This window comes from Pseudomonas sp. R32, assembly GCF_009866705.1.
GTDB classification, from domain to species: domain Bacteria; phylum Pseudomonadota; class Gammaproteobacteria; order Pseudomonadales; family Pseudomonadaceae; genus Aquipseudomonas; species Aquipseudomonas donghuensis.
The window spans coordinates 2,700,890-2,721,942 of the sequence record NZ_CP019396.1; the positions used below are offsets into that span (position 1 = coordinate 2,700,890).

The 21,053-nt window shown below is 61.9% G+C and carries 24 protein-coding genes; 10 read left to right on the forward strand and 14 right to left on the reverse strand.

What is annotated here, in order from left to right:
* Nucleotides 1-3: 3 nt before the first annotated feature.
* From PspR32_RS12800 to PspR32_RS12815, 4 genes are all read right to left on the reverse strand, one after another.
* Nucleotides 4-1,182 (reverse strand): cystathionine gamma-synthase, encoded by a 1,179-nt coding sequence (locus PspR32_RS12800; RefSeq protein ID WP_010226471.1) that lies wholly within the window; start codon nucleotides 1,180-1,182, stop codon nucleotides 4-6.
* Nucleotides 1,179-2,555 carry a pyridoxal-phosphate dependent enzyme gene (locus PspR32_RS12805; protein WP_036995681.1) on the reverse strand — a complete coding sequence of 459 codons (1,377 nt, stop codon included), beginning with the start codon at nucleotides 2,553-2,555 and terminating at the stop codon, nucleotides 1,179-1,181. Before PspR32_RS12805 ends, PspR32_RS12800 begins: the two co-directional genes overlap by 4 nt.
* Nucleotides 2,556-2,869: 314 nt before the next feature.
* The gene (locus PspR32_RS12810; protein ID WP_159388625.1) at nucleotides 2,870-3,913 is read right to left on the reverse strand and encodes an SDR family oxidoreductase; all 1,044 of its coding nucleotides are present in this window, start codon (nucleotides 3,911-3,913) and stop codon (nucleotides 2,870-2,872) included.
* 3 nt (nucleotides 3,914-3,916) lie between these two features.
* Nucleotides 3,917-4,336 (reverse strand): ester cyclase, encoded by a 420-nt coding sequence (locus PspR32_RS12815; protein WP_010226477.1) that lies wholly within the window; start codon nucleotides 4,334-4,336, stop codon nucleotides 3,917-3,919.
* A 116-nt stretch (nucleotides 4,337-4,452) separates the two neighbouring features.
* Between PspR32_RS12815 and PspR32_RS12820 the strand changes: the two genes are divergently transcribed.
* The 7 genes from PspR32_RS12820 (at nucleotide 4,453) to PspR32_RS12850 (ending at nucleotide 9,013) form a co-directional block, all read left to right on the forward strand.
* Nucleotides 4,453-5,358, forward strand: coding sequence for a LysR family transcriptional regulator (locus tag PspR32_RS12820; protein ID WP_036995680.1), 906 nt, complete (start codon nucleotides 4,453-4,455; stop codon nucleotides 5,356-5,358).
* Nucleotides 5,359-5,362: 4 nt separating this feature from the next.
* Nucleotides 5,363-5,770: an acyl-CoA thioesterase gene (locus PspR32_RS12825; RefSeq protein ID WP_010226479.1), complete on the forward strand. Its 408-nt coding sequence runs from the start codon at nucleotides 5,363-5,365 to the stop codon at nucleotides 5,768-5,770.
* Nucleotides 5,771-5,841: 71 nt separating this feature from the next.
* On the forward strand, nucleotides 5,842-6,048 hold the full coding sequence (locus PspR32_RS12830; RefSeq protein WP_026001512.1) for a YceK/YidQ family lipoprotein: 207 nt from the start codon (nucleotides 5,842-5,844) through the stop codon (nucleotides 6,046-6,048).
* A 114-nt stretch (nucleotides 6,049-6,162) separates the two neighbouring features.
* On the forward strand, nucleotides 6,163-6,891 hold the full coding sequence (locus PspR32_RS12835; protein ID WP_159388626.1) for a fimbrial biogenesis chaperone: 729 nt from the start codon (nucleotides 6,163-6,165) through the stop codon (nucleotides 6,889-6,891).
* A 26-nt stretch (nucleotides 6,892-6,917) separates the two neighbouring features.
* The gene (locus PspR32_RS12840; RefSeq protein ID WP_010226482.1) at nucleotides 6,918-7,910 is read left to right on the forward strand and encodes a fimbrial protein; all 993 of its coding nucleotides are present in this window, start codon (nucleotides 6,918-6,920) and stop codon (nucleotides 7,908-7,910) included.
* A 137-nt stretch (nucleotides 7,911-8,047) separates the two neighbouring features.
* The gene (locus PspR32_RS12845; RefSeq protein WP_010226483.1) at nucleotides 8,048-8,473 is read left to right on the forward strand and encodes a bleomycin resistance protein; all 426 of its coding nucleotides are present in this window, start codon (nucleotides 8,048-8,050) and stop codon (nucleotides 8,471-8,473) included.
* 12 nt (nucleotides 8,474-8,485) lie between these two features.
* Entirely contained in the window at nucleotides 8,486-9,013 is a 528-nt protein-coding gene (locus tag PspR32_RS12850) for a DUF2867 domain-containing protein (RefSeq protein WP_036995678.1), read from the forward strand.
* Between the two features lie 10 nt (nucleotides 9,014-9,023).
* On the opposite strand, the gene PspR32_RS12855 is transcribed toward PspR32_RS12850, so the two are convergent.
* Together PspR32_RS12855 and PspR32_RS12860 are read right to left on the reverse strand one after the other, a co-directional pair.
* Entirely contained in the window at nucleotides 9,024-9,305 is a 282-nt protein-coding gene (locus PspR32_RS12855) for a hypothetical protein (protein ID WP_159388627.1), read from the reverse strand.
* 73 nt (nucleotides 9,306-9,378) lie between these two features.
* Nucleotides 9,379-9,903 carry a DUF3016 domain-containing protein gene (locus tag PspR32_RS12860; protein WP_010226488.1) on the reverse strand — a complete coding sequence of 175 codons (525 nt, stop codon included), beginning with the start codon at nucleotides 9,901-9,903 and terminating at the stop codon, nucleotides 9,379-9,381.
* 85 nt (nucleotides 9,904-9,988) lie between these two features.
* Between PspR32_RS12860 and PspR32_RS12865 the strand changes: the two genes are divergently transcribed.
* Nucleotides 9,989-10,684, forward strand: a complete 696-nt coding sequence (locus tag PspR32_RS12865; protein WP_010226490.1) for a metallophosphoesterase — start codon at nucleotides 9,989-9,991, stop codon at nucleotides 10,682-10,684.
* On the opposite strand, the gene PspR32_RS12870 is transcribed toward PspR32_RS12865, so the two are convergent.
* Both PspR32_RS12870 and PspR32_RS12875 read right to left on the reverse strand, forming a co-directional pair.
* Nucleotides 10,662-11,288: a LysE family translocator gene (locus PspR32_RS12870; protein WP_159388628.1), complete on the reverse strand. Its 627-nt coding sequence runs from the start codon at nucleotides 11,286-11,288 to the stop codon at nucleotides 10,662-10,664. The two genes, PspR32_RS12865 and PspR32_RS12870, sit on opposite strands and share 23 nt — an antisense overlap.
* A 79-nt stretch (nucleotides 11,289-11,367) precedes the next feature.
* Nucleotides 11,368-12,186 carry an AraC family transcriptional regulator gene (locus tag PspR32_RS12875; protein WP_159388629.1) on the reverse strand — a complete coding sequence of 273 codons (819 nt, stop codon included), beginning with the start codon at nucleotides 12,184-12,186 and terminating at the stop codon, nucleotides 11,368-11,370.
* A 142-nt stretch (nucleotides 12,187-12,328) separates the two neighbouring features.
* Here PspR32_RS12875 and PspR32_RS12880 point away from each other — a divergent pair, with 142 nt between their 5' ends.
* A complete protein-coding gene (locus PspR32_RS12880) occupies nucleotides 12,329-12,955 on the forward strand; it encodes a LysE family translocator (protein ID WP_036995674.1) in 627 nt (208 codons plus the stop codon).
* Here the strand turns inward: PspR32_RS12880 and PspR32_RS12885 are convergent.
* Complete coding sequence (locus PspR32_RS12885; protein WP_159388630.1) at nucleotides 12,952-15,261, reverse strand: autotransporter family protein; 2,310 nt, start codon at nucleotides 15,259-15,261, stop codon at nucleotides 12,952-12,954. The genes PspR32_RS12880 and PspR32_RS12885 overlap by 4 nt on opposite strands.
* Nucleotides 15,262-15,535: 274 nt before the next feature.
* Here PspR32_RS12885 and PspR32_RS12890 point away from each other — a divergent pair, with 274 nt between their 5' ends.
* A complete protein-coding gene (locus tag PspR32_RS12890; RefSeq protein WP_036995672.1) occupies nucleotides 15,536-15,796 on the forward strand; it encodes a DUF1652 domain-containing protein in 261 nt (86 codons plus the stop codon).
* Here PspR32_RS12890 and PspR32_RS12895 read toward each other — a convergent pair.
* The 5 genes from PspR32_RS12895 to PspR32_RS12915 all read right to left on the reverse strand — a co-directional run bounded on the left by PspR32_RS12895 (nucleotide 15,793) and on the right by PspR32_RS12915 (nucleotide 20,850).
* Nucleotides 15,793-16,068: a peptidylprolyl isomerase gene (locus PspR32_RS12895; RefSeq protein ID WP_007932676.1), complete on the reverse strand. Its 276-nt coding sequence runs from the start codon at nucleotides 16,066-16,068 to the stop codon at nucleotides 15,793-15,795. The two genes, PspR32_RS12890 and PspR32_RS12895, sit on opposite strands and share 4 nt — an antisense overlap.
* 35 nt (nucleotides 16,069-16,103) lie before the next feature.
* A complete protein-coding gene (locus PspR32_RS12900) occupies nucleotides 16,104-18,065 on the reverse strand; it encodes an acetoacetate--CoA ligase (protein WP_159388631.1) in 1,962 nt (653 codons plus the stop codon).
* A 76-nt stretch (nucleotides 18,066-18,141) separates the two neighbouring features.
* Complete coding sequence (gene eco, locus PspR32_RS12905; protein ID WP_010226508.1) at nucleotides 18,142-18,621, reverse strand: serine protease inhibitor ecotin; 480 nt, start codon at nucleotides 18,619-18,621, stop codon at nucleotides 18,142-18,144.
* Nucleotides 18,622-18,677: 56 nt separating this feature from the next.
* Nucleotides 18,678-19,448 carry a 3-hydroxybutyrate dehydrogenase gene (gene hbdH, locus PspR32_RS12910; RefSeq protein WP_159388632.1) on the reverse strand — a complete coding sequence of 257 codons (771 nt, stop codon included), beginning with the start codon at nucleotides 19,446-19,448 and terminating at the stop codon, nucleotides 18,678-18,680.
* Nucleotides 19,449-19,458: 10 nt separating this feature from the next.
* Nucleotides 19,459-20,850: a GntP family permease gene (locus tag PspR32_RS12915; protein ID WP_159388633.1), complete on the reverse strand. Its 1,392-nt coding sequence runs from the start codon at nucleotides 20,848-20,850 to the stop codon at nucleotides 19,459-19,461.
* Between the last annotated feature and the right edge of the window lie 203 nt (nucleotides 20,851-21,053).

Consider the following 21,053-nt stretch of genomic DNA (forward strand, 5'->3'; position numbering starts at 1 on the left):
CGCTTAAATCCGCGCCAATGCCTGGGCCAGGTCGGCGCGCAGGTCTTCGACATCTTCGACACCCACTGACAAACGCACCAGCGCATCACCGATGCCCAGTTGCGCGCGGGTTGGTGCGGGGATGCTGGCGTGGGTCATGATCGCCGGGTGTTCGATCAGGCTTTCGACCCCGCCCAGGCTCTCGGCCAAGGCGAATATCTGTACCGCTTCGAGGAAGCGTTTGGCGCCGTCCAGGTCGCTGTTCAGGTCAACGGAAATCATCCCGCCGAACCCGCGCATCTGCCGCTGTGCCAGTGAGTGCTGCGGGTGCGACGCGAGGCCCGGATAATAGACCCGCGCAACCTGCGGCTGACGTGCAAGCCATTGCGCCAGCTCCAGCGCATTGCTGCAGTGGCGCTCCATGCGCAGTGCCAGGGTCTTTACGCCGCGCAGGGTGAGGAAAGCGTCGAACGGCCCGGCGATAGCACCCACCGCGTTCTGCAGAAAGCCCAGGCGTTCGGCCAGCTCGAGGTTCTGCCCGACCACCGCGATGCCGCCGATCACGTCGGAGTGGCCGTTCAGATACTTGGTCGTCGAGTGCAGCACGATATCGAAGCCCAGCTCCAGCGGACGCTGAATCCACGGGCTGGCAAAGGTGTTGTCAGCCACACAGATGATCCCTCGCTCGCGACAGGTGCGCGCGACGGCGGCGAGGTCAGTGAGGCGTAGCAAGGGATTGCTCGGTGTCTCGACCCAGACCATCCGCGTGTCGTCCTGCAGCGCCGCTTCGAATGCCGCCAGGTCAGTCAGGTCGACGAAGCTGAAGCGATGCCCGGCGCTGCGCCGGCGCACCCGTTCGAACAGCCGGAAAGTACCGCCGTACAGGTCATTGCCAGAGACGATGTGGGAGCCTGTGTCGAGCAGTTCGAGCACAGTGGCGATCGCCGCCAGCCCTGAGGCGAAGGCGAAGGCCTGGGTTCCGGCCTCAAGGTCCGCCACGCAACGCTCCAGCGCCCAGCGCGTGGGGTTGTGCGAGCGCCCGTAGTCAAGGCCCTTGTGCACACCGGGGCTTTGCTGCGCATAGGTGGAGTTGGCGTAAATCGGCGGCATCAGTGCTCCGGTCGAAGGGTCCGGCGCCTGTCCAGCATGGATCACTCGGGTGGCGAAGGCGCGTGGCGCGCCGGTTTCATCGTGCTGACTCATGGTAGGGACCTGCGTAAGTGATTGAGCATGTCGACGCGGGTAATCACGCCGTGGAAGCCCGAAGCGTCTTCGATGATCGCCACCAGCCCACGGTCGAGCTCAGCCTGCAGCTCGGCCAGGCTGGCGCTGGGCGGCAGGGTTTCCAGTTTGTCGGTCATCGCGCTGGCCACGGTCAGATGAAAGTGCGAAGCGTCCTGGTGCACGCCGAGCAGAATATCGGACTCGTCGATCACGCCGACCAGGCGCTGTCCATTCACCAGTACCGGCAGTTGCGACACATCAGCCAGGCGCATGCGCTGAAAGGCGGTGAGCAGCGTGTCGTCCGGGCCCACGCTGATCACCCGGCCATCCTCGAAACGCCGCGCAATCAGGTCGCGCAGATCGCCATAACGCTTGCGCGCAAGCAAGCCCTGATCGGTCATCCACTGGTCGTTGTAGACCTTCGACAGGTAGCGGGTGCCGGTGTCGCAGACGAAGCTGACGACCCGCTTGGGCTCGGTTTGCTCGCGGCAGTAGCGCAGTGCCGCCGCCAGCAATGTGCCGGTCGAAGAGCCGCCGAGAATGCCTTCGGCGCGCAGCAGTTGGCGGGCGTGATCGAAGCTCTCCTCGTCGCTGATGGAGTAGGCCTGGCGCACACTGGAAAGGTCGGCAATAGACGGAATGAAGTCTTCGCCGATGCCTTCCACAGCCCAGGAACCGGGCGTACCGAGGGTGCCGCTGCGGCTGTATTCGGCGACCACCGACCCGATCGGATCAGCCAGCACCATGGCCAGGTTCGGCTGCAGGCGGCGAAAGAAGCGGGTCAGCCCGGTAAGCGTGCCGGCCGAGCCGACGCCGACGACGATGGCATCCAGATCATGCTGGGTCTGCGCCCAGATCTCCGGAGCGGTGCTGCACTCGTGGGCCAACGGGTTGGCCGGGTTGTTGAACTGATCGGCGAAGAAGGCGTCGGGAATCTCCTGCGCCAGCCGCGCAGCAACATCCTGGTAGTAGTCGGGATGGCCCTTGCCGACGTCAGAGCGGGTGATGTGCACCTCGGCGCCCATCGCCTTGAGGTGCAGGACTTTCTCGGTGGACATCTTGTCCGGCACCACCAACACCACCCGGTAACCCTTGGCGCGGCCGACCAGGGCCAGGCCCAGGCCGGTGTTGCCGGCGGTGGCCTCGACGATAGTGCCGCCGGGTCGCAGGCGGCCATCGCGCTCGGCGGTGTCGATCATCGCCAGGCCGATGCGATCCTTGATCGAACCTCCGGGGTTTTGCGATTCGAGCTTGAGGAACAGTGTGCAGGGGCCGGTATCGAAGCGGCTGACGCGCACCAGCGGCGTATTGCCGATCAGTTCGAGCACGGCAGGGCGGGAGTCGTTCGGCATGTCGTCACCTCGCTGCGGGAATTCGCACTGGATGGACGGTAACCTGCGCTGAAGCGTTGCGTGTCAGTCGCAGGGAAAGCCTCGCTTGGAACATAGGCCTGGATTGCACCCTCCGCAACCGTCCGCAGCCAGCCGGTAGCGATGCCGAGATGGCTGATGCTGGCCGGAAGTAGACAGTTGCGATCGTCGCTGATCGGGCTGATCCGCAGCGAAGCCCGAATCCCACCGCTCGCTGATTGGCGTCAGTGCCACGGCGGGCTGGCGCCCGCCGTGGCCGAGGACAACCTGACACGGCGTCCGGGATCGGTTGACCACTATGTTTCGCGAGGTTCGCGCGCGGTGCTTTTTTCAATCCAGCCGTGTTCTCGGTACCACGCTATGGTCTCTGTGATGGTCCGCTCAACTCCCCGAAACGTCAGGCCGAGCTCTTCCTCACTCTTGCGATGGTCAAAACAGGTACGGTGCTCCTCCCGAATCAATAGGCGCAATGTCGCCATGCTCAGCAAAATGGGTTTGCCGGTAAGGCGCGCATAGAGCTCCTGCACGGTCGCCAGGAGGTATAACGCGGGCAGCGGGAGTTGCCGAACAGGCGTCTTAACGCCTGCGACTCGTCCAAGAATGGGTACCAGCTGGCGCATGGTCATGTTCCGACCTGCCGCGAGATAGCGCTCGCCTCTGCGCCCTTTATCCGCCGCGACTATATGCGCTAATGCCACATCACGGGCATCGACCACGGAGAAGGTACCCGGGATCAATCCGGGCAGTTTTCTGTTCACAACATCCTTGATCAATTGCCCCGAGGAGGTCGGACCTATGTCGCCAGGCCCCCACATCCAGCCTGGCAGGATCATGCAGGCATGCATCTCGGGATGTGCTTGCAAAAACGCCAGGACAACCCGATCAGCAAGTATTTTGCTGCGGTAGTAGTCATCCGCGTCGGCCTCGGCCCGCAGGCACGTCTCATCGATGGGGCTGCCAGGTGCGCCGTCAAGCACGGCAATTGAAGACGTATGGATGAACCGCCGTATGCCCGCACGATAAGCCTGGTGGATCAGCTCGTGCGTGCCCGCGACGTTGATCTTTTCGAGTGTTTTCCAGTGGCTGCCGCCCTTGTAGTTATCGCGAAAGAACGCTGCTGTATGAAACACCGTATCGCAGCCTTGCAGCGACGGCGCGAATGCCGTGACGTCGGCCATATCCCCAACGACCAACTCGACAGAGGGCAGATCGGCGAACTGCAGTTGACCTTTGGCTCTTGAGCGGACCAGGGCTTTAACCGCATAGCCACGTGCAACCAACTCGCGAACCAGGTTATTGCCCAACAAACCGGTGGCGCCGGTAACGAATGCGCTGCGCATGGTTCAACCCTCGCCCTGTTGTGCAAACGGCATCAACACCGCCGTGTCAAAAAAAACCTCCTCGCGGATGGCCAGTCGATCCTTGAAGGTGAAGTGCGCCGCGTAGTGCACGCAGATGGCTCGGCCATGGGCTGGGATTACCCGGTCTGGCAGTACCAATGGGGCCGAGAAGGTGCCGGTCAGTATGGCCGTCAGCGCCAGGCGATCCTCAGTGACAACGAATGGGGTCAAGATCACGTGGGCATCAGCAAATGCGTCGATAAGCGCGATTTCACGTCTGCGCATGGACTCCCGACCTTTTTGTATCCCCATGGCATCAAGGTAAACGAAGTCTTCGTGAACCAGCGCAAGCATCGCTTCTACATCACGGCGATTGAATGCATTAGCGGCTCGATCTGCGTATTCGGTAGGGCCTGTAGTCATTTGTTCCATGCCAATTGTTCGGAGGGCTTGCAGATATACCCTCAAGGCATCCACCGAAAAACAGCGACTGCTGCATAATGGCTTTGCATTTATGCAAAACAGGGAAGAGATGGCATATGGCGATGCACGCAAATTGGGATGATCTTCGTCTGTTACTGGCCGTTTCGCGGCGTGGCAGCTTTCTTCAAGCAGGCCAGTTGCTGGGGCTCGCGGCGTCTACCGTGTCACGCCGATTAACTCAACTTGAAGCCGCCCTGGGCGAACCACTGGTCGAAAGGGGCGTTGAAGGCTGTTGGTTGACCTCCAGAGGACAATCGCTGGTGGAAGTTGCCTTGGCCGCGGAAGCAGGCTTGAGGGGAAAGACTGTCACTGTGCCCGGGTCGAGTTCGGCGTTATCCGGGCGGGTACTGGTGAGCGCCGGAGAAGGGTTCTCTTCTTGCATTATGGAGGCGGTGGCGCGCTTCACGTCCTTGCACCCGAGTTGCTCCGTGGAGTTGCAGGTCACAGCCGATTTCCACAAGATCGTGCGCGGCGCGGCTGACATTGCCGTACGCACCGCTCATTTGGGCGAGCCGTCGCTGATTTATCGCTCAGTAGGCAAACTCGCGTACGGTGTCTTTGCCGATGCAAGCTATCTGAAGCGATTTCCACACGTGACGCCGGCCATCGCCGACAGTATTGCCTTGCTTGCGCCGCTGGATATGTTGCCGCAGATGCGTGCAGCGAAGGCGGCGAGCCTGGACCGCGCGCAGGTCAGCGTAAGTTCCTTCGCTGCGCAGCTCGAAGCGGTGAGGCGAGGCATTGGCGTGGCCGTGCTGCCTCGGATGTTGGCAAACGGCTTGATCGAGTTGTTCCCTGAGCTGCACATCCCCGACATGGATGTGTACATGGTGACGCGGCCGCAGGCCCTGAAGCAGATCCATATCAAAACTTTTTATGCCATCCTGGAACAGGTGATGGTACAAACCCTTGGCGTTAAAAACGGGGATGTTAACGCTGTGCCTCTCACTATTAAGGATTGATCTTGTGCCGACTGCAGTGATTGTCAAGAGAACAGTATTGTTTGGTGACTGTGATCCCGAGGGGATTGTCTATACCCCGAGGTTTTCGTATTTCGTTATTGAGGCCGTCCATGAGGCACTTGCAGTCTGGCTGTCCGGTCCTGGATTAAGAACCCTGCTGGGTTTTGATTTACTGCCTCCGGCAAGGGCATTTTCGCTAGAGTTTCTTCATCCGGTCACGTGGGATGATGAACTTTCCATGAAGGTAAGTGTTGCCCGTGTCGGGCGTCACTCGTTCACATTTCTTGTCGAAGGTCGTTTAGCCTCAGAGGTTGTGGCCTTTACCGCCAGCCTCACACAGGTTTGCATCTCACCGGTTACCCGAGCCGTTATTGAAGTTCCTGAGCCGCTGAGGGCGCTACTCCAGGCTTGAGCGCCGCGGGTGACTTGCTTTTTCGTGCCAACGTCTATGCAGCAGACAATGGAAAGTAATAAGGACATTACGTGCTACGTAAACTCATGTTGATCCTGGCCATTTCGCAGTTGAGCGGCTGCGCCTGGTTTGTTGCAAACTCTTACGGGCCTGCTTCCTGCTTTGAAGGCACAGAGCTTGAGTTCAAGGAAATGATGCCGTTGATTGGGCCGTTCATCATTCTCGACTTACCCTTCACCGTGGTGGCAGACACGTTATCCCTTCCGGCGTGCCTGTAATCGATCAATGCTGGATGCCCAGGCCGTTGACGCTGCCGGGCTCCAGTTTCTGGCGTACCAGTCTTTAGGAATCGTCTGATAGGTGACGGGCCTGGGCCACGCCAGAATCGGCGAATGAAATTCGACATTAGCGTTCGCCACACTCGTTGCCGGCTGCTGCCCGGCATCGGCATCCTCCTGGCCTTGCTGTTCAGCACAACGGCACGCGCCGACATCACCTTCGACGGTTTCACGCGCTTTATCTTCGAGGGCAAGCAGAAGCAATTGCCGGTGATTATCGTCAACCAGGGCAACCAACCGGCGCTGGTCCAGGTCAAGCTCGACTGGGGTGACAAGCAGGGCACCGGTGAATTGCCCATGGCTGTTTCCAAGCCATTGCTGCTGATTCCCGCCAACAGCAAGGCATCGACCGACATCCTTTACCAGGGGGTGGGCCTGCCGGATGACAGGGAGTCCTTCCTGTTGTTGAAAGTGCTGCAGATTCCGAAAAAAACCGTCGATAGCAACGCCATGGCGATTGCCTTGCAGCACAACCTCAAGCTGTTCTACCGGCCGCCATTGCCAGGCTCAGTCAGTGCTTGCGTTGAACAACTGCACTGGTCGCCGGCTGCTGCAGGCCGTTATCGGGCCCGCAACGACTCGCCCTATTACCTGACGCTGACCGAGGTCGCTTTGCTTGATCAATCAGGCGTCGCCTGCGGCCAGGCCATCGATCATCTGATGATCGCGCCGTTTTCGTCCTATTCATTGAACGTGAAAGGCTGTGACAGGCCTGTCAGCCAAGTGGCTTATGCATTTATCAGCGACGCCGGGCTAAGCCATGCGCGGCGCAGCAACTTGTGACCCTGGTTACCTCAGAAGGCATTGTCATGTTTACCAAGAAGCTGTTCTTTGTCGGTTTTCTGTTCTTCCTGAGCATCCCCCACAGCTACGCATTGAAATGCCAGCAGACCAGTTCGGGGCTGATCAATGACACCACAACCATTACCGATACCACCGCCATTCCCAATTCATTGCCCGCCGGCACGGTCCTCTGGCGGCAACCGACGCAACGCATCAATGTCCAGTGCTGGGTGGACATTCAGGGTAGCCCCGGCGAGAACATTTACTTCTACATGAACCCGAACCGGGTGGACCTGGGCAAGGACATCGAAATCGGTGTCACCTATGAAGGCAAGGACTATCTCTATTCTTCGCTTACCGGCGGCAAGCTCAATATCGGATGGTGGGTGAACGGCTGTCCGGCCAACGACAACTGCGGCTGGCAAAAAGAAAGCAAGGCCATGACTTACTCGCTGTTTTTCGTGAAGAAGTCGCCTGCCGGTGATAACAAGGAAGGGCCGATTACCTCACTGAGTGACTACCGGGCGTTCCAGTTCGACGGCGTTGGCGGGGTGCGCCCAGGGGTGAGTTACAACGTCACCGTCAAGGGCCTGAACAAGTTCCGCTACCTGCCGTGTGAATCGTCGATCAACATCCAGCCAAGCGTGATCGATTTCGGTGCGATCCGCACCTCTGGCGCCAAAGTCGGCGCGACGATCAAGGACGTACCGTTCACCATCACCGAACAGCGCACCTGCAATGCCGCCTATGGGCTGGGCGGTTACCTGGAGCCGCTGACAGGTACACTGTCCAGCAGCCAGGACACCCTGATCCCGACCGATAACAAATCGGTGGGGATCAGCCTGATCAACGAAGATGACCAGCGCGCCTTGCTGTTCAAGAAAGAATTCGTGTTGACGCCAAAAACCACGTCGACCACCAACTCGCACAACTTCCTCGCGCGCCTGAAGTGGATGACCGCGACGCCGAGCTTTGGCGAGTTCAACGCCGGTGCGACCCTGGATATTTTCTACAAGTAAGTTGCCGCCCTGTTGTAGACTCGGCGCCTTGCCAGCTTGCAATGGCAAGAATGTGCCGGTCATCGACCTGACGGTGACCACGTGCTCAGTTGCGAGCACCGAGGCGAGATCAGTCGTTACCCTGTATGGATATCCCTATGTTCAAGATGAACGCACTGGTGCCGGAACTGATCGTCACCGACCTGCAGCGCAGCCTGGGGTTTTATTGCGCCACGGGCGGTTTTTCCGTGGAGTACCAGCGCACGGAGGACAACTTTGCATTCCTCTCGCTTGGCCACAGCCAGATCATGCTCGAACAGGACTGGCACAGCGAGTCGCCATGGCGCGTCGGCCCGCTGCAGGCGCCGTTCGGGCGTGGCCTGAACCTGCAGATCCTGTGTGAAAATGCCAATGCGCTGGCCGGTGCGTTCGAGGCCGCAGGCTATCCCTTGCGCCGCGGGGTGGAAGACCACTGGTACCGCAGCGAAGCAAAGCAAGTAGGCCAGCGCAACTTCCTCATCCAGGACCCGGATGGTTACTTGCTGCGCTTCTTTGAAGACCTCGGCGTCCGTCCCTGCTCGTAAGGAAACCTGCAGATGAACACCCTCATCACACGCTGTGCGGTACCGGGCAGTGCGCAGATCCATGTGCAATTGGCCGGTGCCGATTTCGTCGATGCGCACCGAGCGCCGGTGATCAACGCCGAACGCTCGGCGCTCGGCCATTTTCTGTTGCTGATGAGCAGCATGCCCCGCTGGATCGACAACCTGATGGTGCTGCGCAATCGCGCGGTGCAGCTGTTTGGCCTGAAAGACCTGGGGCGCTTGTCGAGAATCGACCTTCAGCGCGACGAGGCGTCTTACCAGGTCAATGAACGGGTCGGTATTTTCACCCTGATCAGCAATAGCCCGGATGAAGTACTGTTGGTCGACCGCGACAAGCACCTGGACGTGTATATCTCGCTGCTGCGCTTACCCTTGGGCGCCGACAACCGTCGCGAGATTGTGGTGTCCACGGTGGTGCACACCCACAATCGTCTCGGGCGTTTGTACATGCTGCCGGTCGCGCCATTTCACCGATTCATCGCGCCGAATGCGCTCAAGCGCCTGATCAACGTCAGATAAAGGCCTGGGCTCATACGAAGCCCTGGCCGTAAAATCCGCGCGGCAAACGCTGGCGGCCGGGCAGGGCGCTCAGGCGCTCGATCCAGGCGCTGCGCCAGTCGTTGCCGGTGGGGTGAGTGTTGGCCCTGCGCGCGCGCCGCGCGGCATTGCGCTGGTCCTTGCGTGCGGTCTTGAACGCCTCGGTGTTGCGGCAGCTGCGGCATTTGACCCGATTGAGCTCGCTGGTGGCGATCAGGTTTTTACCGTGGCGACCGCAGGCCAGGTGGCCGGCGGTCCTGTAGTGGGTGACCATGGGATACTCCTCGCCACCGTTGATGGCAAGCCTGTTAAAGACTTCGACTCTCAGGCATGGGCTCGGTTCGCCGCTAGGGCTGGGCCGAGGTCTGCCGTTGTACGCTGAACTGCTTGCCAAACCACTCCTGAAGCATGGCTTTCTCGGCATACAGGCGGTCGGTGTCGGCGCGCCGCCCCGGGCGTTGCAGGTAAAACTTGTCCGTCAGGTGCGCATCAGCCTGGCTTACGGTCTGGCCTTGTTGCGACAAGGCATAGTGCAGGTCGATACTGGGCCAGGTAACGTCACGCATGATCCGTACCGAGTAAGCATTGGCCCGCCACGGTTCGTACTGGCCGGCCAGGTCGATATTGCGGATGTCGATGCGCAGGCGTTGACCGGCGGGCAGGTAGCGCTGGCCGAGCTTGACCAGGTAGGCGCTCAGTTCCTTCATCACATAGGCGTCGGCACCGCGATGGTAGCCGTTGCTGTCGAGGCTGGCGTCGCGAAAGTGCTCGGGTTTGTCGAAGGTGACTTCGACGTTGGGGCTGGCCGGCGTTTGCGCCAGGCTGTTGAATGCCAGCAGGCTGAGCGTGGCCAGAGTCAGGGCAGGGCGCATGATTCACCTCCGGGTGCAGCCTTGCGCAGTTCGCTGCACAGGCTTCATTGTACGCCTGTGATGATTGAAAGCAGAGGAGTCGGCAGTGCGCAGGATCGAACGATTTACAGCCAACCGGCATGGGCGGGACATTGCCGTGGGGGACATCCACGGGCATTTTTCGCGCCTGCAGGAGCGGCTGACGGCGATAGGCTTCGATCCGGCGGTAGATCGCCTGTTCAGCGTTGGCGACCTGGTCGACCGTGGCCCGGAGTGCCCGCAGGCGCTGGATTGGCTGGACAAACCCTGGTTCCATGCCGTGCAAGGCAACCATGAAGCCCTGGCGGTCACCCATGTCGACGGCGGTATGCTCGACTATGGCCAGTACCGCGCCGCTGGCGGCGGCTGGTTCCTGGCCCTGAGCGCCGATGAACAGGCGCGGTTTGCCCAGCGCTTTCGGCGCCTGCCGCTGGCGCTGGAGGTAGAAACCGCGGACGGTCTGATCGGCCTGTTGCATGCCGATTGTCCGTTTCGCCACTGGGCGCAGTTGCGTGAGCTGCTGGCCAGTACGCCACCGAGCGAGGTCCAGGAGGTTTGCCAATGGTCGCGCCAGCGCTTGTACAGCGGCGATGCTACGCCCGTCGAGGGGCTGCGAGCGTTGATCGTCGGGCATACCCCGCAGCGCGAGGTGCGGGTGCTGGGCAACATCTGGCATATCGACACCGGCGGCTGGGCCAGCGGCCAGTTCAGCCTGCTCGACCTGGGCAGCCTGAGCCTGCTCAACGCCAGGCCAGGTGAGTGAGCACCCCCAGCGCCAACAGTATCAGCACCGCGCCCGAAACCCGTTCAAGCCATGGCAGCAGTCGCGCAAAGCGCCGGCGCACGTGCAGATTGCCGATGGCTGCGGCCACCAGCATGTCCCACAGCAACACCGCACTGAACATCCACACTGCGTACGTCAGTTTCCAGCCTGCGCTGGTCTGGCTACCACTGACCATGCTGGCCAGGCTGACATAGAACAGGGCGTTCTTCGGGTTGAGGATTGCAGACAGAAAGCCCATCAACAGGCCCTGAAGCCAGGGACTGTTCAAGGCATTGGCCCGAACGCTGACCTGGGTCAGCGAACTTGCGCCGGCATGGCGAATGAACAGCACACCGATGTACAGCAGGTAGGCGCAGCCGGCCAGCTGGAGGGCGACGAACAGCGCGCTGTCCGGGTGCAGCGCCGAGACCCCGCTGAAGGCGGCAACAATGAACACGCCGTTGGCCAGGGCGATACCCAGGCAGGCGCCAGTCGCCTTGAGCCAGCCGGCGCTCATCGACGTACGGGCAACCAGGAAAAAATCAGGGCCAGGCGACAGCAGGGCAAGAAAATGCGCTGCCGCCACGATCAGAAACTGCTCCATGAATGACGGACTTCTTCAGCGATAGGGGGGCTGATTGTCGGTGCCGTGCAAGGAGCCTGTATTGAACAAAATTGCGGGGTCAGCCGCGGTACAGCCCAGGCGTTGCGCCGGTGTGGGCCTTGAACACGCGCTGGAAGTGGCTCTGGTCGGCAAAGCCCAGGCGATAGGCGATGTCAGCCATGTCCTGGCCCTTGCGCAACCACTGGCGCGCGCGGTTGATGCGCTGGTTCAACTGCCAGGCATGAGGGGTAAAGCCGGTCGCGGCACGGAACGCGCGGATCAGTTGATAACGGCCTAGGCCGACGCTGTCCGCCAGCTCGCCCAGCGACAGGCTGCCGGCGTCGTCCTGTGCAAGCCGTTGGAGCAACGTTTCAAGGTTGCGCTCAAGGCGTTGCGGTGGCTGCGACAAAGTCTGGGTTGGCGGGTTGTGGTGATCGCCAATGAACGCGATCAAGGCGGCTTCTTTCTCATGGGTACTGGCCGCAGAGAACAACAGATCGTTGAGCCGGGTAAAACGGGCGTAGGTCGACCGGTTGCGCGTGACGTGCGCCGGCGTTCCCTCTACCTGCGCCAGCAGTGCCGATTCCAGGCGCAAGGTCTGCAGCCAGGCGGCGTCCAGATGGATCATCTGGTAACTCCAGCTCAGCCCGGGTTCGGGGTTGCAGGCATGCACGCAGTGCGCCGGAACGAACACCAGGGTGCCAGGGTGAAGGCGTGTTTGCGCTTTGCTCGCACCGCTAAACACACTGCAGCCCTGATCGACCGCACCCATGGAGAACGTTGGATGGCTGTGCGCCTTGTAGCAGGCACGGCTGTCGCAGGCGCGGCGGCTTTCGACATAGGGCAAGGCCGGGTCGCGCCAGAACGCTGTACGGGCGGCGTCAGTTGGCTGAGGCATGTGCAGGGGCCGATGAAAACGTGGCCAGAAGTCTATCACTGCACGGCCCGCCAAGGGCTGCACAGTTTTGTCGCCCAGCTGTACCTTGACGCGGGTACAGCGCCGAGGGGAACCTTGGGTTTTTCGCCACCGGAGCGCCTCCATGGACCTGACCACCCTGGCCCTGTTCATCCCGGCCTGCTTTGCCCTGAACATGGCCCCCGGGCCGAACAACCTGTTGTCGCTGAACAATGCCAGCCGGTATGGCCTGCGAACGGCCTGTGTGGCGGGGATTGGCCGGTTGTTCGCCTTTGCCGGGATGATCGTGCTGGCGGCCATGGGCCTGGCAGCGGTGCTGCACACCAGCGAATACCTGTTCCTGGTGATCAAGGTGCTGGGGGCCGCCTACCTGTTCTACATCGCCTGGCAGCTGTGGCGGGCGCCAGTGGCCGAGGCTGCCGTGCTCAGTGAGCGTCGCCGCGGTACGCTGCGCCTGGCGCGCCAGGAGTTCTGGGTGGCGGCCGGCAACCCCAAGGCGATTCTGATCTTCACCGCTTTTTTGCCGCAGTTCATCAGCGTCGGCAGCCCGTTGCCGGTGGCCGAGCAGTTCGCCTGGCTGGGCGGGATGTTCCTGTTGCTGGAATGGCTGGCCATTGCCATTTACGGCTGGCTGGGCGCCTACCTGCAGCGCTGGTTCAACCAGCCCGGCCCGCGGCGGCTGTTCAATCGGGTCAGTGCCACGCTGCTCGGCTGCGCCGGGGTCGGCTTGCTGGCAGCACGGCGGGCTTAGTAGCTCAGGCGTATCCCGAGGTTGGCGCCGACGCGCTCCTGTTGGTGGGCATCGAGGTTGCTGGCGTAGTCGATACCGGCATGCACGCTGAAGTTCCGGTTGATCTGCGCGACCAGGCCGGTACCGATGTCCATCGAGGTGTAGCGGTAGTCGGTCTTGATCTGGTCAAGGTCATCGAAGGTCAGGGTGTCGCGACCACCGTCACCGTGCCAGATATTGACTTGCAGGTAGGGCAGCAACGGCACTGCGCCTGATTTGAAGTTGCCTTCCAGGCGTACGCCGAGGCGCCCGGTCAACTCGGTCTGGGCGTCGTAGCTGACATGGGCAACGCTGTCTTCGGCGCTGTCCAGCGAGACGCTCTGAGCGATGATCTGTGCCTGGGGCTCCAGGAACCATTGCGACGACAGGGCAATCGGGTAGCCGGTTTCCAGCGACGCGCTCCAGGCGTGGCCGTTGAGGTCGAGCTTGTCGCCTCGATCGGATTTCGCCCGGCCGTCGAGGTCCGAGTATTGCAGCACGGCATCGACATACCACTGCTGCGCGCCGATCAGGGTCCAGTAGGCGCCGACGCTGTCGCTGTCGAGTTTCAGGTCGCCGACCTTGCTGTCCTCGACGCCCAGGGCGAAGCCCTTTACATCGCCGTTCAAGCGGCTGTGACCGACATACAGGCCAACATGCTGGCGCAGGCCGTCATCGTTGAGCCAGGCCCACAGGTCCTGGCCGACCTTGAAGCCGTACAGGCTGCCATCCAGGCTGGGGCTGACAGTGCCCGACCAGCTTTGATGGAAACTGTTGCCGTAGGCTTGTCCCCAACTGGCCGATACCGCGCCGTTTTCGCTCAGCAGGCTCTGGTCGCCCTGGCGTTGATGAAAGGTGCCCAGCGCCGAGCGCGCAATCAACGCCGCAGCCCGTGGCGCGGCGGCGTAAACAGCAACTTCCGGCCGGTACAGGGGGATACTCACGCCGGGCGCCGGTGGTGGCAAGTCAGGCTGGCCGGGGGCTGGGCCCGGGGTGGGGGGCGGTATCGCGACCACAGGATCAACCGGATCTACAGGCGTAACCGGGTCCGGCGTCTCAGGCTGCGGCCCAGGCAGTGGTACCGGGGCAATCACCGTGGAGCGCAAGTACCAGCTATTGACGCTATCAGCAGTCACCCCGCCTTTGAACAGACGATAGTCAAAAGCGCCGGCCGACAAGGTCTGGGTCTGGACGAAGGCCGTGTTGCTGCTGGTCGCTCCGTTGATTGCTTCAACCACCTGGATGCCGTTCTGGCGGGTCACCGCACCGGCACCGGCGAAGTTGCTGATCTGCAGGTTGGTGCTGCCGGAGATCGTGCCCCGGCTGACTACCAGGCGATCGGACGCTGCACCGTCGCCGGCCAGTACGCTGTTGAGCTTCAGGGTACCGCCGTTGCCTACGTAGCTGCCGTTGATGGTCAGCCGCCCTTGGGCGTCACCGCCACTGCTCAGGTCGACAAGCCCGCTGTTGTTGACAGTCAGCGGCTGGCCGGCGGTGAAGGGGTTGATGGTCCCGGAACGCGAGACCAGCGAGCTGCTGGGGTCGATGTTCAGGCGGGTGGGCGCCGTAACGGCGCTGGCATCGCCCAGGGTCAGGGTATTGTCCAGCTTGAACACACTGGCGTTAATCAGGTTGACGCTTTCCCAGTTGATATAGCGATCACCACCCACCGGCTGGCTGTTATCGAAGGTCAGGCTGTCGACGCCGGCACCGCCGTTGACGGTGATGTTCAGCACCGGGCTGGCGAGGTCTTTGAGCACTGCCACGTCATCGTCACCGCCCATGTCGACAGTGCCGCGAATAACGCCGCCCTGCCATTTGAGCGAGTCATTGCCGAAACTGGCCAGCAGGTTGCCTTGCAGCGTACCGCCGGTAATCACGAAAACATCGGTTCCGCCACTGGTGCTGATATTGCCGCCGATAGTACCGGCATTGAGGAAGATCTGGTCGTTGCCAAAGCCGGTGACCAGGTTGCCGACGATGGTGCCGCCGGACATGCTGAAAATGTTGTTGTCCAGCTTCATGTCGACCCGGCCGATGCTGCCACCGGAGAAGAACGCCACGTCACCGTCTTCGAAGGCACCGATGATCCGTCCCGCCGACATGTTGAATGTATCGCGGGCATCGCCCTGGGCCAGGGACTGCAGCGTGCCGCCGGTCATCAGGAAGTCATCGATAAACGGCGTCTGTAGCACGGCGCCGAGGGTATCGCCGGGCCCGACCACCACGTTCTGGGCAATGGCAGTGAAAGGCAGGGCGCTGAGTACCACGATAAGCGAGGTGCGCATCAGGCGGGCTCCATTTCCATACAGGGCATTGACCACTGCGGCTCCAGCTTTCCTGCGAGCACTGGAGGGTCGTGCCCTGATGTATAGAGCAATCAGAAATATCGACAACTGACAAAAATGCTAGGTGGCCACTTGCTTCCACTGCCCGGAGGCCGGCCAAAGCCTGCGCTGCTTATAGTGAAAGGGTCTGATTCAATTGAGGAATATGACCTAGGCTTGGAGCTGGATCGGGCAACAGGAACCGCTGTCCGCCACCTGCCAAGGAGACGTACCGATGCTCTCGACCCTGGAGTTGCGCAACATCATAGAAAGCAGTTTTTTACCCACCCGCTGCCAGTGCACCCTGGCGGCCGACCGTTCGCTGACCGTACGGGTGTTCGACCGCAGCTGCGAGCGGGTCGACCTGCTGGTCACCGGCATCAGCACCGAGCAACTGACCAGCAGCCGGGCGATTTCCAACCTGATCGTCGGCCTGCGCAATGATCTGGAGGATCAGCGCAACCTGCGCTCGCAGCGGCGCCGCGACAGCCTTTAATCGCGGTAGAACACCTGCACCAGGTGATAGCCGAATTTACTCTTGATCGGGCCGTGCACGGTGCGCAGCGGCTTTTTGAAAATCACCTGGTCGATGGCGCCGACCATCTGCCCCGGGCGCACTTCACCCAGGTCGCCGCCGCGTTTGCCTGACGGGCAGGTGGAGTATTTCTTGGCCAGCACATCGAACGCCTCGCCCTTGGCGATGCGCTGCTTGAGCTGTTCGGCTTCTTCGGCGGTCTTGACCAGAATATGCCGGGCCTGTGCTTTCATCTCAACGTACCTTCGTAAAGCGCTAAAACCGCGCATTATGCCTGATTGCGCAACTCCGGGCGGTCGCGAAATTGCTCGAGGGCCTCGGGGTTGGCCAGGGCGTCGGTATTTTTCACCGGCTCCCCGTGCACCACGTTGCGAATCGCAAGCTCGACGATCTTGCCGCTGATGGTGCGCGGGATATCCGTCACCGCGGCGATCACCGCCGGCACATGCCGAGGCGTGGTGTTGCTGCGGATCACCTGGCGGATTCGCGCCTGCAAGGCGTCGTCCAGCTGCAGGCCGTCGCGCAGGCGCACGAACAGCACCACCCGCACATCATGCTGCCAGCGCTGGCCGATGGCGACGCTTTCGACCACCTCATGCACCTTCTCGACCTGGCGGTAGATTTCCGCCGTGCCGATACGCACGCCGCCGGGGTTGAGCACCGCGTCCGAGCGACCGTGGATCAGCATGCCGCCCTCGGACCGTTCCTCGGCGTAATCACCCTGGGCCCAGACCCCGGGGAACTGGCTGAAGTAGGCCGCCTGGAAGCGCTCGCCCTGCGGGTCATTCCAGAAGCCCAGGGGCATGGCCGGAAAGTGCCGGGTGCAGACCAGCTCGCCTTTTTCACCGATCAGCGCATGGCCATCGTCATCCCAGACCTCAACGGCCATGCCCAGGCCCTTGCACTGGATCTCGCCGCGGCGCACCGGCAGCAGTGGGTTGCCGATGACGAAGCAGGAGACGATATCGGTACCGCCCGACATCGATGCCAGGCACAGGTCGCGCTTGAATTCGCGGTAGACGTAGTCGAAGCTTTCCGGCGACAACGGCGAGCCGGTCGACAGCAGCAATTTCAGCGAGTCCAGTGAATGGCTCAGGCGCGGGCGCAGGTCGGCTTGCTCCAGGGCTGCCAGGTACTTGGCGCTGGTGCCGAATGCGCTGATGCGCTCGCTGTCGATCAGGTCGAGCAGGCGTTCGGGGCCCGGATGAAAAGGCGAGCCGTCGTACAGCACCAGGGTGGCCCCCACGGCCAGGCCGCTGGCCAGCCAGTTCCACATCATCCAGCCGCAGGTGGTGTAGTAGAACAGTACGTCGTCCGAGCCCAGGTCATTGTGCAGGCCGTGCTCCTTGAGGTGCTGCAGCAATACGCCGCCGGCGCCGTGGACGATGCACTTGGGCACGCCGGTGGTGCCGCTGGAATAGAGGATGTACAGCGGGTGATTGAACGCCAGCGGGGTGAACTGCGGTTCGCCGCCGGGTTGGTAGAAATCGTCCCAGAGGCTGACCCGGGCCTGGCAGATGAATTCGTCGCTGGCGGTGTGCGTGCGGGTGTAAGGCACCACCAGCAGGTGTTGCAGGCTTGGCAGTTGTGCCAGTACCTGGTTGATCTTGTCGACCTGGTCGATCTGTTTGCCGGCGTACGGGTAACCGGCACAGACGATCAACAGCTTTGGCTCGATCTGGCCGAAGCGGTCGATGATGCCGTGGGTGCCGAACTCCGGCGAAGAACATGACCAGATAGCGCCGAGGCTGGTGCAGGCCAGCATCGCCACCAGGGTTTGCCAGGTGTTGGGCATGCAGGCGGCAACCCGGTCGCCGACGCCGATGCCGGCGGCCTGGAAGCTGCGCTGCAGGCCGGCCACCTGTTCGGCCAGTTCGCCATGGCTGATAACCCGTCGCTCGCCGTCTTCGCGCACCACGATCAACGCCGGATGGTTGTCGCGGCGCCGTAGCAGGTGTTCGGCGAAGTTCAGGGTGGCGCCAGCGAACCAGCGCGCATCGGGCATCTGCGGGCCTTCGTCGAGCACCTGAGTGGCCGGCTGCTGCCAGCGCACCTGGAAATAGTCGGCAAGGGTTTGCCAGAACGCGGCACGCTGTTCGATGCTCCAGCGGTGCAGGTCGGCGTAATTGCGCAGCGCCAGGCCAAACTGCTGATTGACCTGCCGGCGAAAGGCATCCATCCGACTGGCCTGAATACGCGCCTTGCTCGGGCGCCAGAGCACTTCGTTCATGGGCGTTCCTTTTTGCGGTTGGCCAGGGCTGCTGCGCACCCCATCGCCGGCGGCATTGCCAGCGATCAGCAGTGCTTTATTCCACTGTAGCTTTTTTCACTTTGTTCGAAGCCGACCAGACGCGGTAACGCACTTCAACGCCTTCCGGCACATACACCACCACCGGCAGCTTGCTGTTGTAACGCAACAGGAAGCCATCGCCGACCACGGGCACAAAAGCCTGTTTTTTCTTGCCGTCAGGGCAGGCCATCAGGGTCGAGGCCGGGCCCGAGACTTTTTCCAGGCGGTAGTAGTTGTAGCCCCAGCCTTGCAGGGTCTGTTCTTCCAGGTTACCGCCCAGGTGCTGACGGTTGCAGTCGACTTCCAGTTGCTTGCCAGCCAGCACTTCGAGTTTGTAGGCCGACTCGTCAGCCTGCTTTGGCAGTTGGATCACCTGGCGGGTAAAGCCTTTTTCGGCCTCGGGGTAGGGCGCAACATCCTTGAGGCTGGCGGCCTGTAGCGAAGTAGCGGCAGCCAGGGTCAGGGTGAACAACGCGGTGAGGGAGAGTGGGCGCATAAGGCCTCCTTGCAGGTAAAAAAGACGATGCGGCAGCCAGGTGTTGAGGCTGCCCGTCACTGGGCCAGCCAGCCGCCATCGATGTTCCAGGCAGCGCCACGAACCTGACTGCCAGCCTCGCTACAGAGGAACAATACCAGCTCACCCAGGTGTTCGGGAGTGACGAAGGCCAACGACGGCTGCTTCTCGGCCAGCAGATCATGCTGGGCCCGCTGCGGATCAACACCGTTGGCGGCGCGGTCATCGATCTGTTTCTGCACCAGCGGGGTGAGTACCCAGCCCGGGCAGATGGCGTTGCAGGTGACATTGCTGGTGGCGGTTTCCAGCCCCACCACCTTGGTCAGGCCCACCACCCCGTGTTTGGCGGCGACATAGGCGGCCTTGCCGGTGGAGCCGACCTGGCCGTGCACCGACGCGATGTTGATGATCCGCCCCCAGTTTCGCGCGCGCATGCCCGGCAGCACCAGGCGGGTGCCATGGAACACGGCCGAGAGGTTGACGGCGATGATCGAATCCCAGCGCTCCACCGGGAAGTCTTCAATCGCCGCCACATGCTGGATGCCGGCATTGTTGACGAGAATATCGACGCCGCCGAACTCGCGCTCGGCATAGGCGAACAGCGCTTCGAGCTGTTTAACGTCGCCAAGGTCCGCCGGGTGATGACCGACCCGGGTACCGAAGCGGGCCACTTCGGCGATGGCCGCGCTGGCATCGCCAAAGCCGTTGAGGATCAGGTTGGCGCCGGCCTTGGCCAATGCCTGGGCAATGCCCAGGCCGATGCCACTGGTCGATCCGGTGACTACTGCTGTCTTGCCGTTGAGACGCATAGGGTGCTCCTTAGACGATACCGGTGGCATAGAACGTAGCAATCACCACGAACACCGCCAGGGTCTTGATCAGGGTAATGCCGAAAATATCCTTGTAGGCTTCGCGGTGGGTCAGGCCGGTGACGGCCAGCAGGGTGATCACCGCACCGTTGTGCGGCAGGGTGTCCATGCCGCCGCTGGCCATGGCCGCGACCCGGTGCAGCACTTCAAGGGGAATGTTGGCGGCATTGGCGGCGGCGATGAAACTGTCGGACATCGCCGCCAGGGCAATGCTCATGCCGCCGGAGGCGGAACCCGTGATACCGGCCAGCAGGGTGACGGTAATCGCCTCGTTAACCAGTGGGTTGGGGATCGCGCGCAGGGCGTCGGCGAGCACGAGAAAACCCGGCAGTGAAGCGATGACGGCACCGAAGCCGTATTCCGAGGCGGTGTTCATCGCTGCCAGCAAGGCGCCGCTGACCGCGCTTCTGCTGCCTTCGGCCAGACGGCTTCTGATCGCGCCAAAGCCTGTCACCAGCACCAGCAGGATACCCAGCAGCAAGGCCGCCTCCACCGCCCAGATCGCCGTGAGCTTGGCGATGTCGGTCTGCACCGGCGTGCTCATGCCCGCCAGGCTCAAGGTATGGGTCTTGCCGTACCAGGCCGGAATCCAGTGGGTGAACAGCAGGTTCATCACCCCCACCAACAGCAGCGGCGACAGCGCCAGCAATGGGTTGGGCAGCTTCAGGTCGGCGGCGGTTTCCGGCTCGTTGCGTAGCGCCGAACCATAGCCTTCACCGGTGCGCTGGGCCTTGTTGCGCTGGCGCTGCAGGTACAGCATGCCGGTGCAGAACACGAATAGGGTGCCGATCAGGCCCAGCCAGGGCGCGGCCCAGGCGGTGGTGTTGAAGAAGGTGCTGGGGATGATGTTCTGGATCTGCGGGGTGCCGGGCAGGGCGTCCATGGTGAAGGAAAACGCGCCCAGGGCGATGGTCGCCGGGATCAGGCGTTTGGGAATGTTGCTCTGGCGGAACATTTCGGCAGCAAACGGGTACACCGCAAACACCACCACGAACAGCGACACGCCGCCGTAGGTGAGCAGCGCGCAGACCAGCACGATCACCAGCATGGCCTGGCGGGTGCCGAGCAGGCGGATCGCGGCGGCGACGATCGAGCGCGAGAAGCCCGACAGCTCGATCAGCTTGCCGAACACGGCGCCCAGCAGGAACACCGGAAAGTACAGTTTGATAAAGCCGACCATCTTTTCCATGAACACCCCGGTAAAGGCCGGGGCGACCGCCGCAGGGTCGGTCAACAGCACCGCGCCAAGGGCGGCAATTGGGGCGAAGAGGATAACGCTATAACCACGGTAGGCAGCCAGCATCAGCAGCGCCAGGGCTGCCAGGTCGATGATCACACTCATCGAGTGTCTCCTTGGGTGCATCTTGTTTTTGTTGGTGCGAAGGAGATAGCGGGAATCGTGCCATGTTTATAAGTTGTTGAATTTAAACGTATAAATTTAATTTCTGAATGGGTTTCAATAAGTATGTCTCTGTATAGAGACAGGTCTTGTGGGAGCCGGCCTTGCCGGCGATGGGCTGCAAAGCAGCCCAAAACCTGGCAAGG

Excerpts from the sequence above, each read along its gene's own strand:
- PspR32_RS12820 (WP_036995680.1), top strand. The coding sequence starts at position 4,453 with ATGGCGATGCACGCAAATTGGGATGATCTTCGTCTGTTACTGGCCGTT.
- PspR32_RS12845 (WP_010226483.1), top strand. The coding sequence starts at position 8,048 with ATGTTCAAGATGAACGCACTGGTGCCGGAACTGATCGTCACCGACCTG.
- PspR32_RS12915 (WP_159388633.1), bottom strand. The coding sequence starts at position 20,850 with ATGAGTGTGATCATCGACCTGGCAGCCCTGGCGCTGCTGATGCTGGCT.
- PspR32_RS12870 (WP_159388628.1), bottom strand. The coding sequence starts at position 11,288 with ATGGAGCAGTTTCTGATCGTGGCGGCAGCGCATTTTCTTGCCCTGCTG.
- PspR32_RS12895 (WP_007932676.1), bottom strand. The coding sequence starts at position 16,068 with ATGAAAGCACAGGCCCGGCATATTCTGGTCAAGACCGCCGAAGAAGCC.
- PspR32_RS12890 (WP_036995672.1), top strand. The coding sequence starts at position 15,536 with ATGCTCTCGACCCTGGAGTTGCGCAACATCATAGAAAGCAGTTTTTTA.
- eco (WP_010226508.1), bottom strand. The coding sequence starts at position 18,621 with ATGCGCCCACTCTCCCTCACCGCGTTGTTCACCCTGACCCTGGCTGCC.
- PspR32_RS12860 (WP_010226488.1), bottom strand. The coding sequence starts at position 9,903 with ATGCGCCCTGCCCTGACTCTGGCCACGCTCAGCCTGCTGGCATTCAAC.
- PspR32_RS12885 (WP_159388630.1), bottom strand. The coding sequence starts at position 15,261 with ATGCGCACCTCGCTTATCGTGGTACTCAGCGCCCTGCCTTTCACTGCC.
- PspR32_RS12880 (WP_036995674.1), top strand. The coding sequence starts at position 12,329 with ATGGACCTGACCACCCTGGCCCTGTTCATCCCGGCCTGCTTTGCCCTG.
- PspR32_RS12855 (WP_159388627.1), bottom strand. The coding sequence starts at position 9,305 with ATGGTCACCCACTACAGGACCGCCGGCCACCTGGCCTGCGGTCGCCAC.
- PspR32_RS12850 (WP_036995678.1), top strand. The coding sequence starts at position 8,486 with ATGAACACCCTCATCACACGCTGTGCGGTACCGGGCAGTGCGCAGATC.
- hbdH (WP_159388632.1), bottom strand. The coding sequence starts at position 19,448 with ATGCGTCTCAACGGCAAGACAGCAGTAGTCACCGGATCGACCAGTGGC.
- PspR32_RS12815 (WP_010226477.1), bottom strand. The coding sequence starts at position 4,336 with ATGACTACAGGCCCTACCGAATACGCAGATCGAGCCGCTAATGCATTC.
- PspR32_RS12800 (WP_010226471.1), bottom strand. The coding sequence starts at position 1,182 with ATGAGTCAGCACGATGAAACCGGCGCGCCACGCGCCTTCGCCACCCGA.
- PspR32_RS12810 (WP_159388625.1), bottom strand. The coding sequence starts at position 3,913 with ATGCGCAGCGCATTCGTTACCGGCGCCACCGGTTTGTTGGGCAATAAC.
- PspR32_RS12840 (WP_010226482.1), top strand. The coding sequence starts at position 6,918 with ATGTTTACCAAGAAGCTGTTCTTTGTCGGTTTTCTGTTCTTCCTGAGC.
- PspR32_RS12900 (WP_159388631.1), bottom strand. The coding sequence starts at position 18,065 with ATGAACGAAGTGCTCTGGCGCCCGAGCAAGGCGCGTATTCAGGCCAGT.
- PspR32_RS12875 (WP_159388629.1), bottom strand. The coding sequence starts at position 12,186 with ATGCCTCAGCCAACTGACGCCGCCCGTACAGCGTTCTGGCGCGACCCG.
- PspR32_RS12805 (WP_036995681.1), bottom strand. The coding sequence starts at position 2,555 with ATGCCGAACGACTCCCGCCCTGCCGTGCTCGAACTGATCGGCAATACG.
- PspR32_RS12835 (WP_159388626.1), top strand. The coding sequence starts at position 6,163 with ATGAAATTCGACATTAGCGTTCGCCACACTCGTTGCCGGCTGCTGCCC.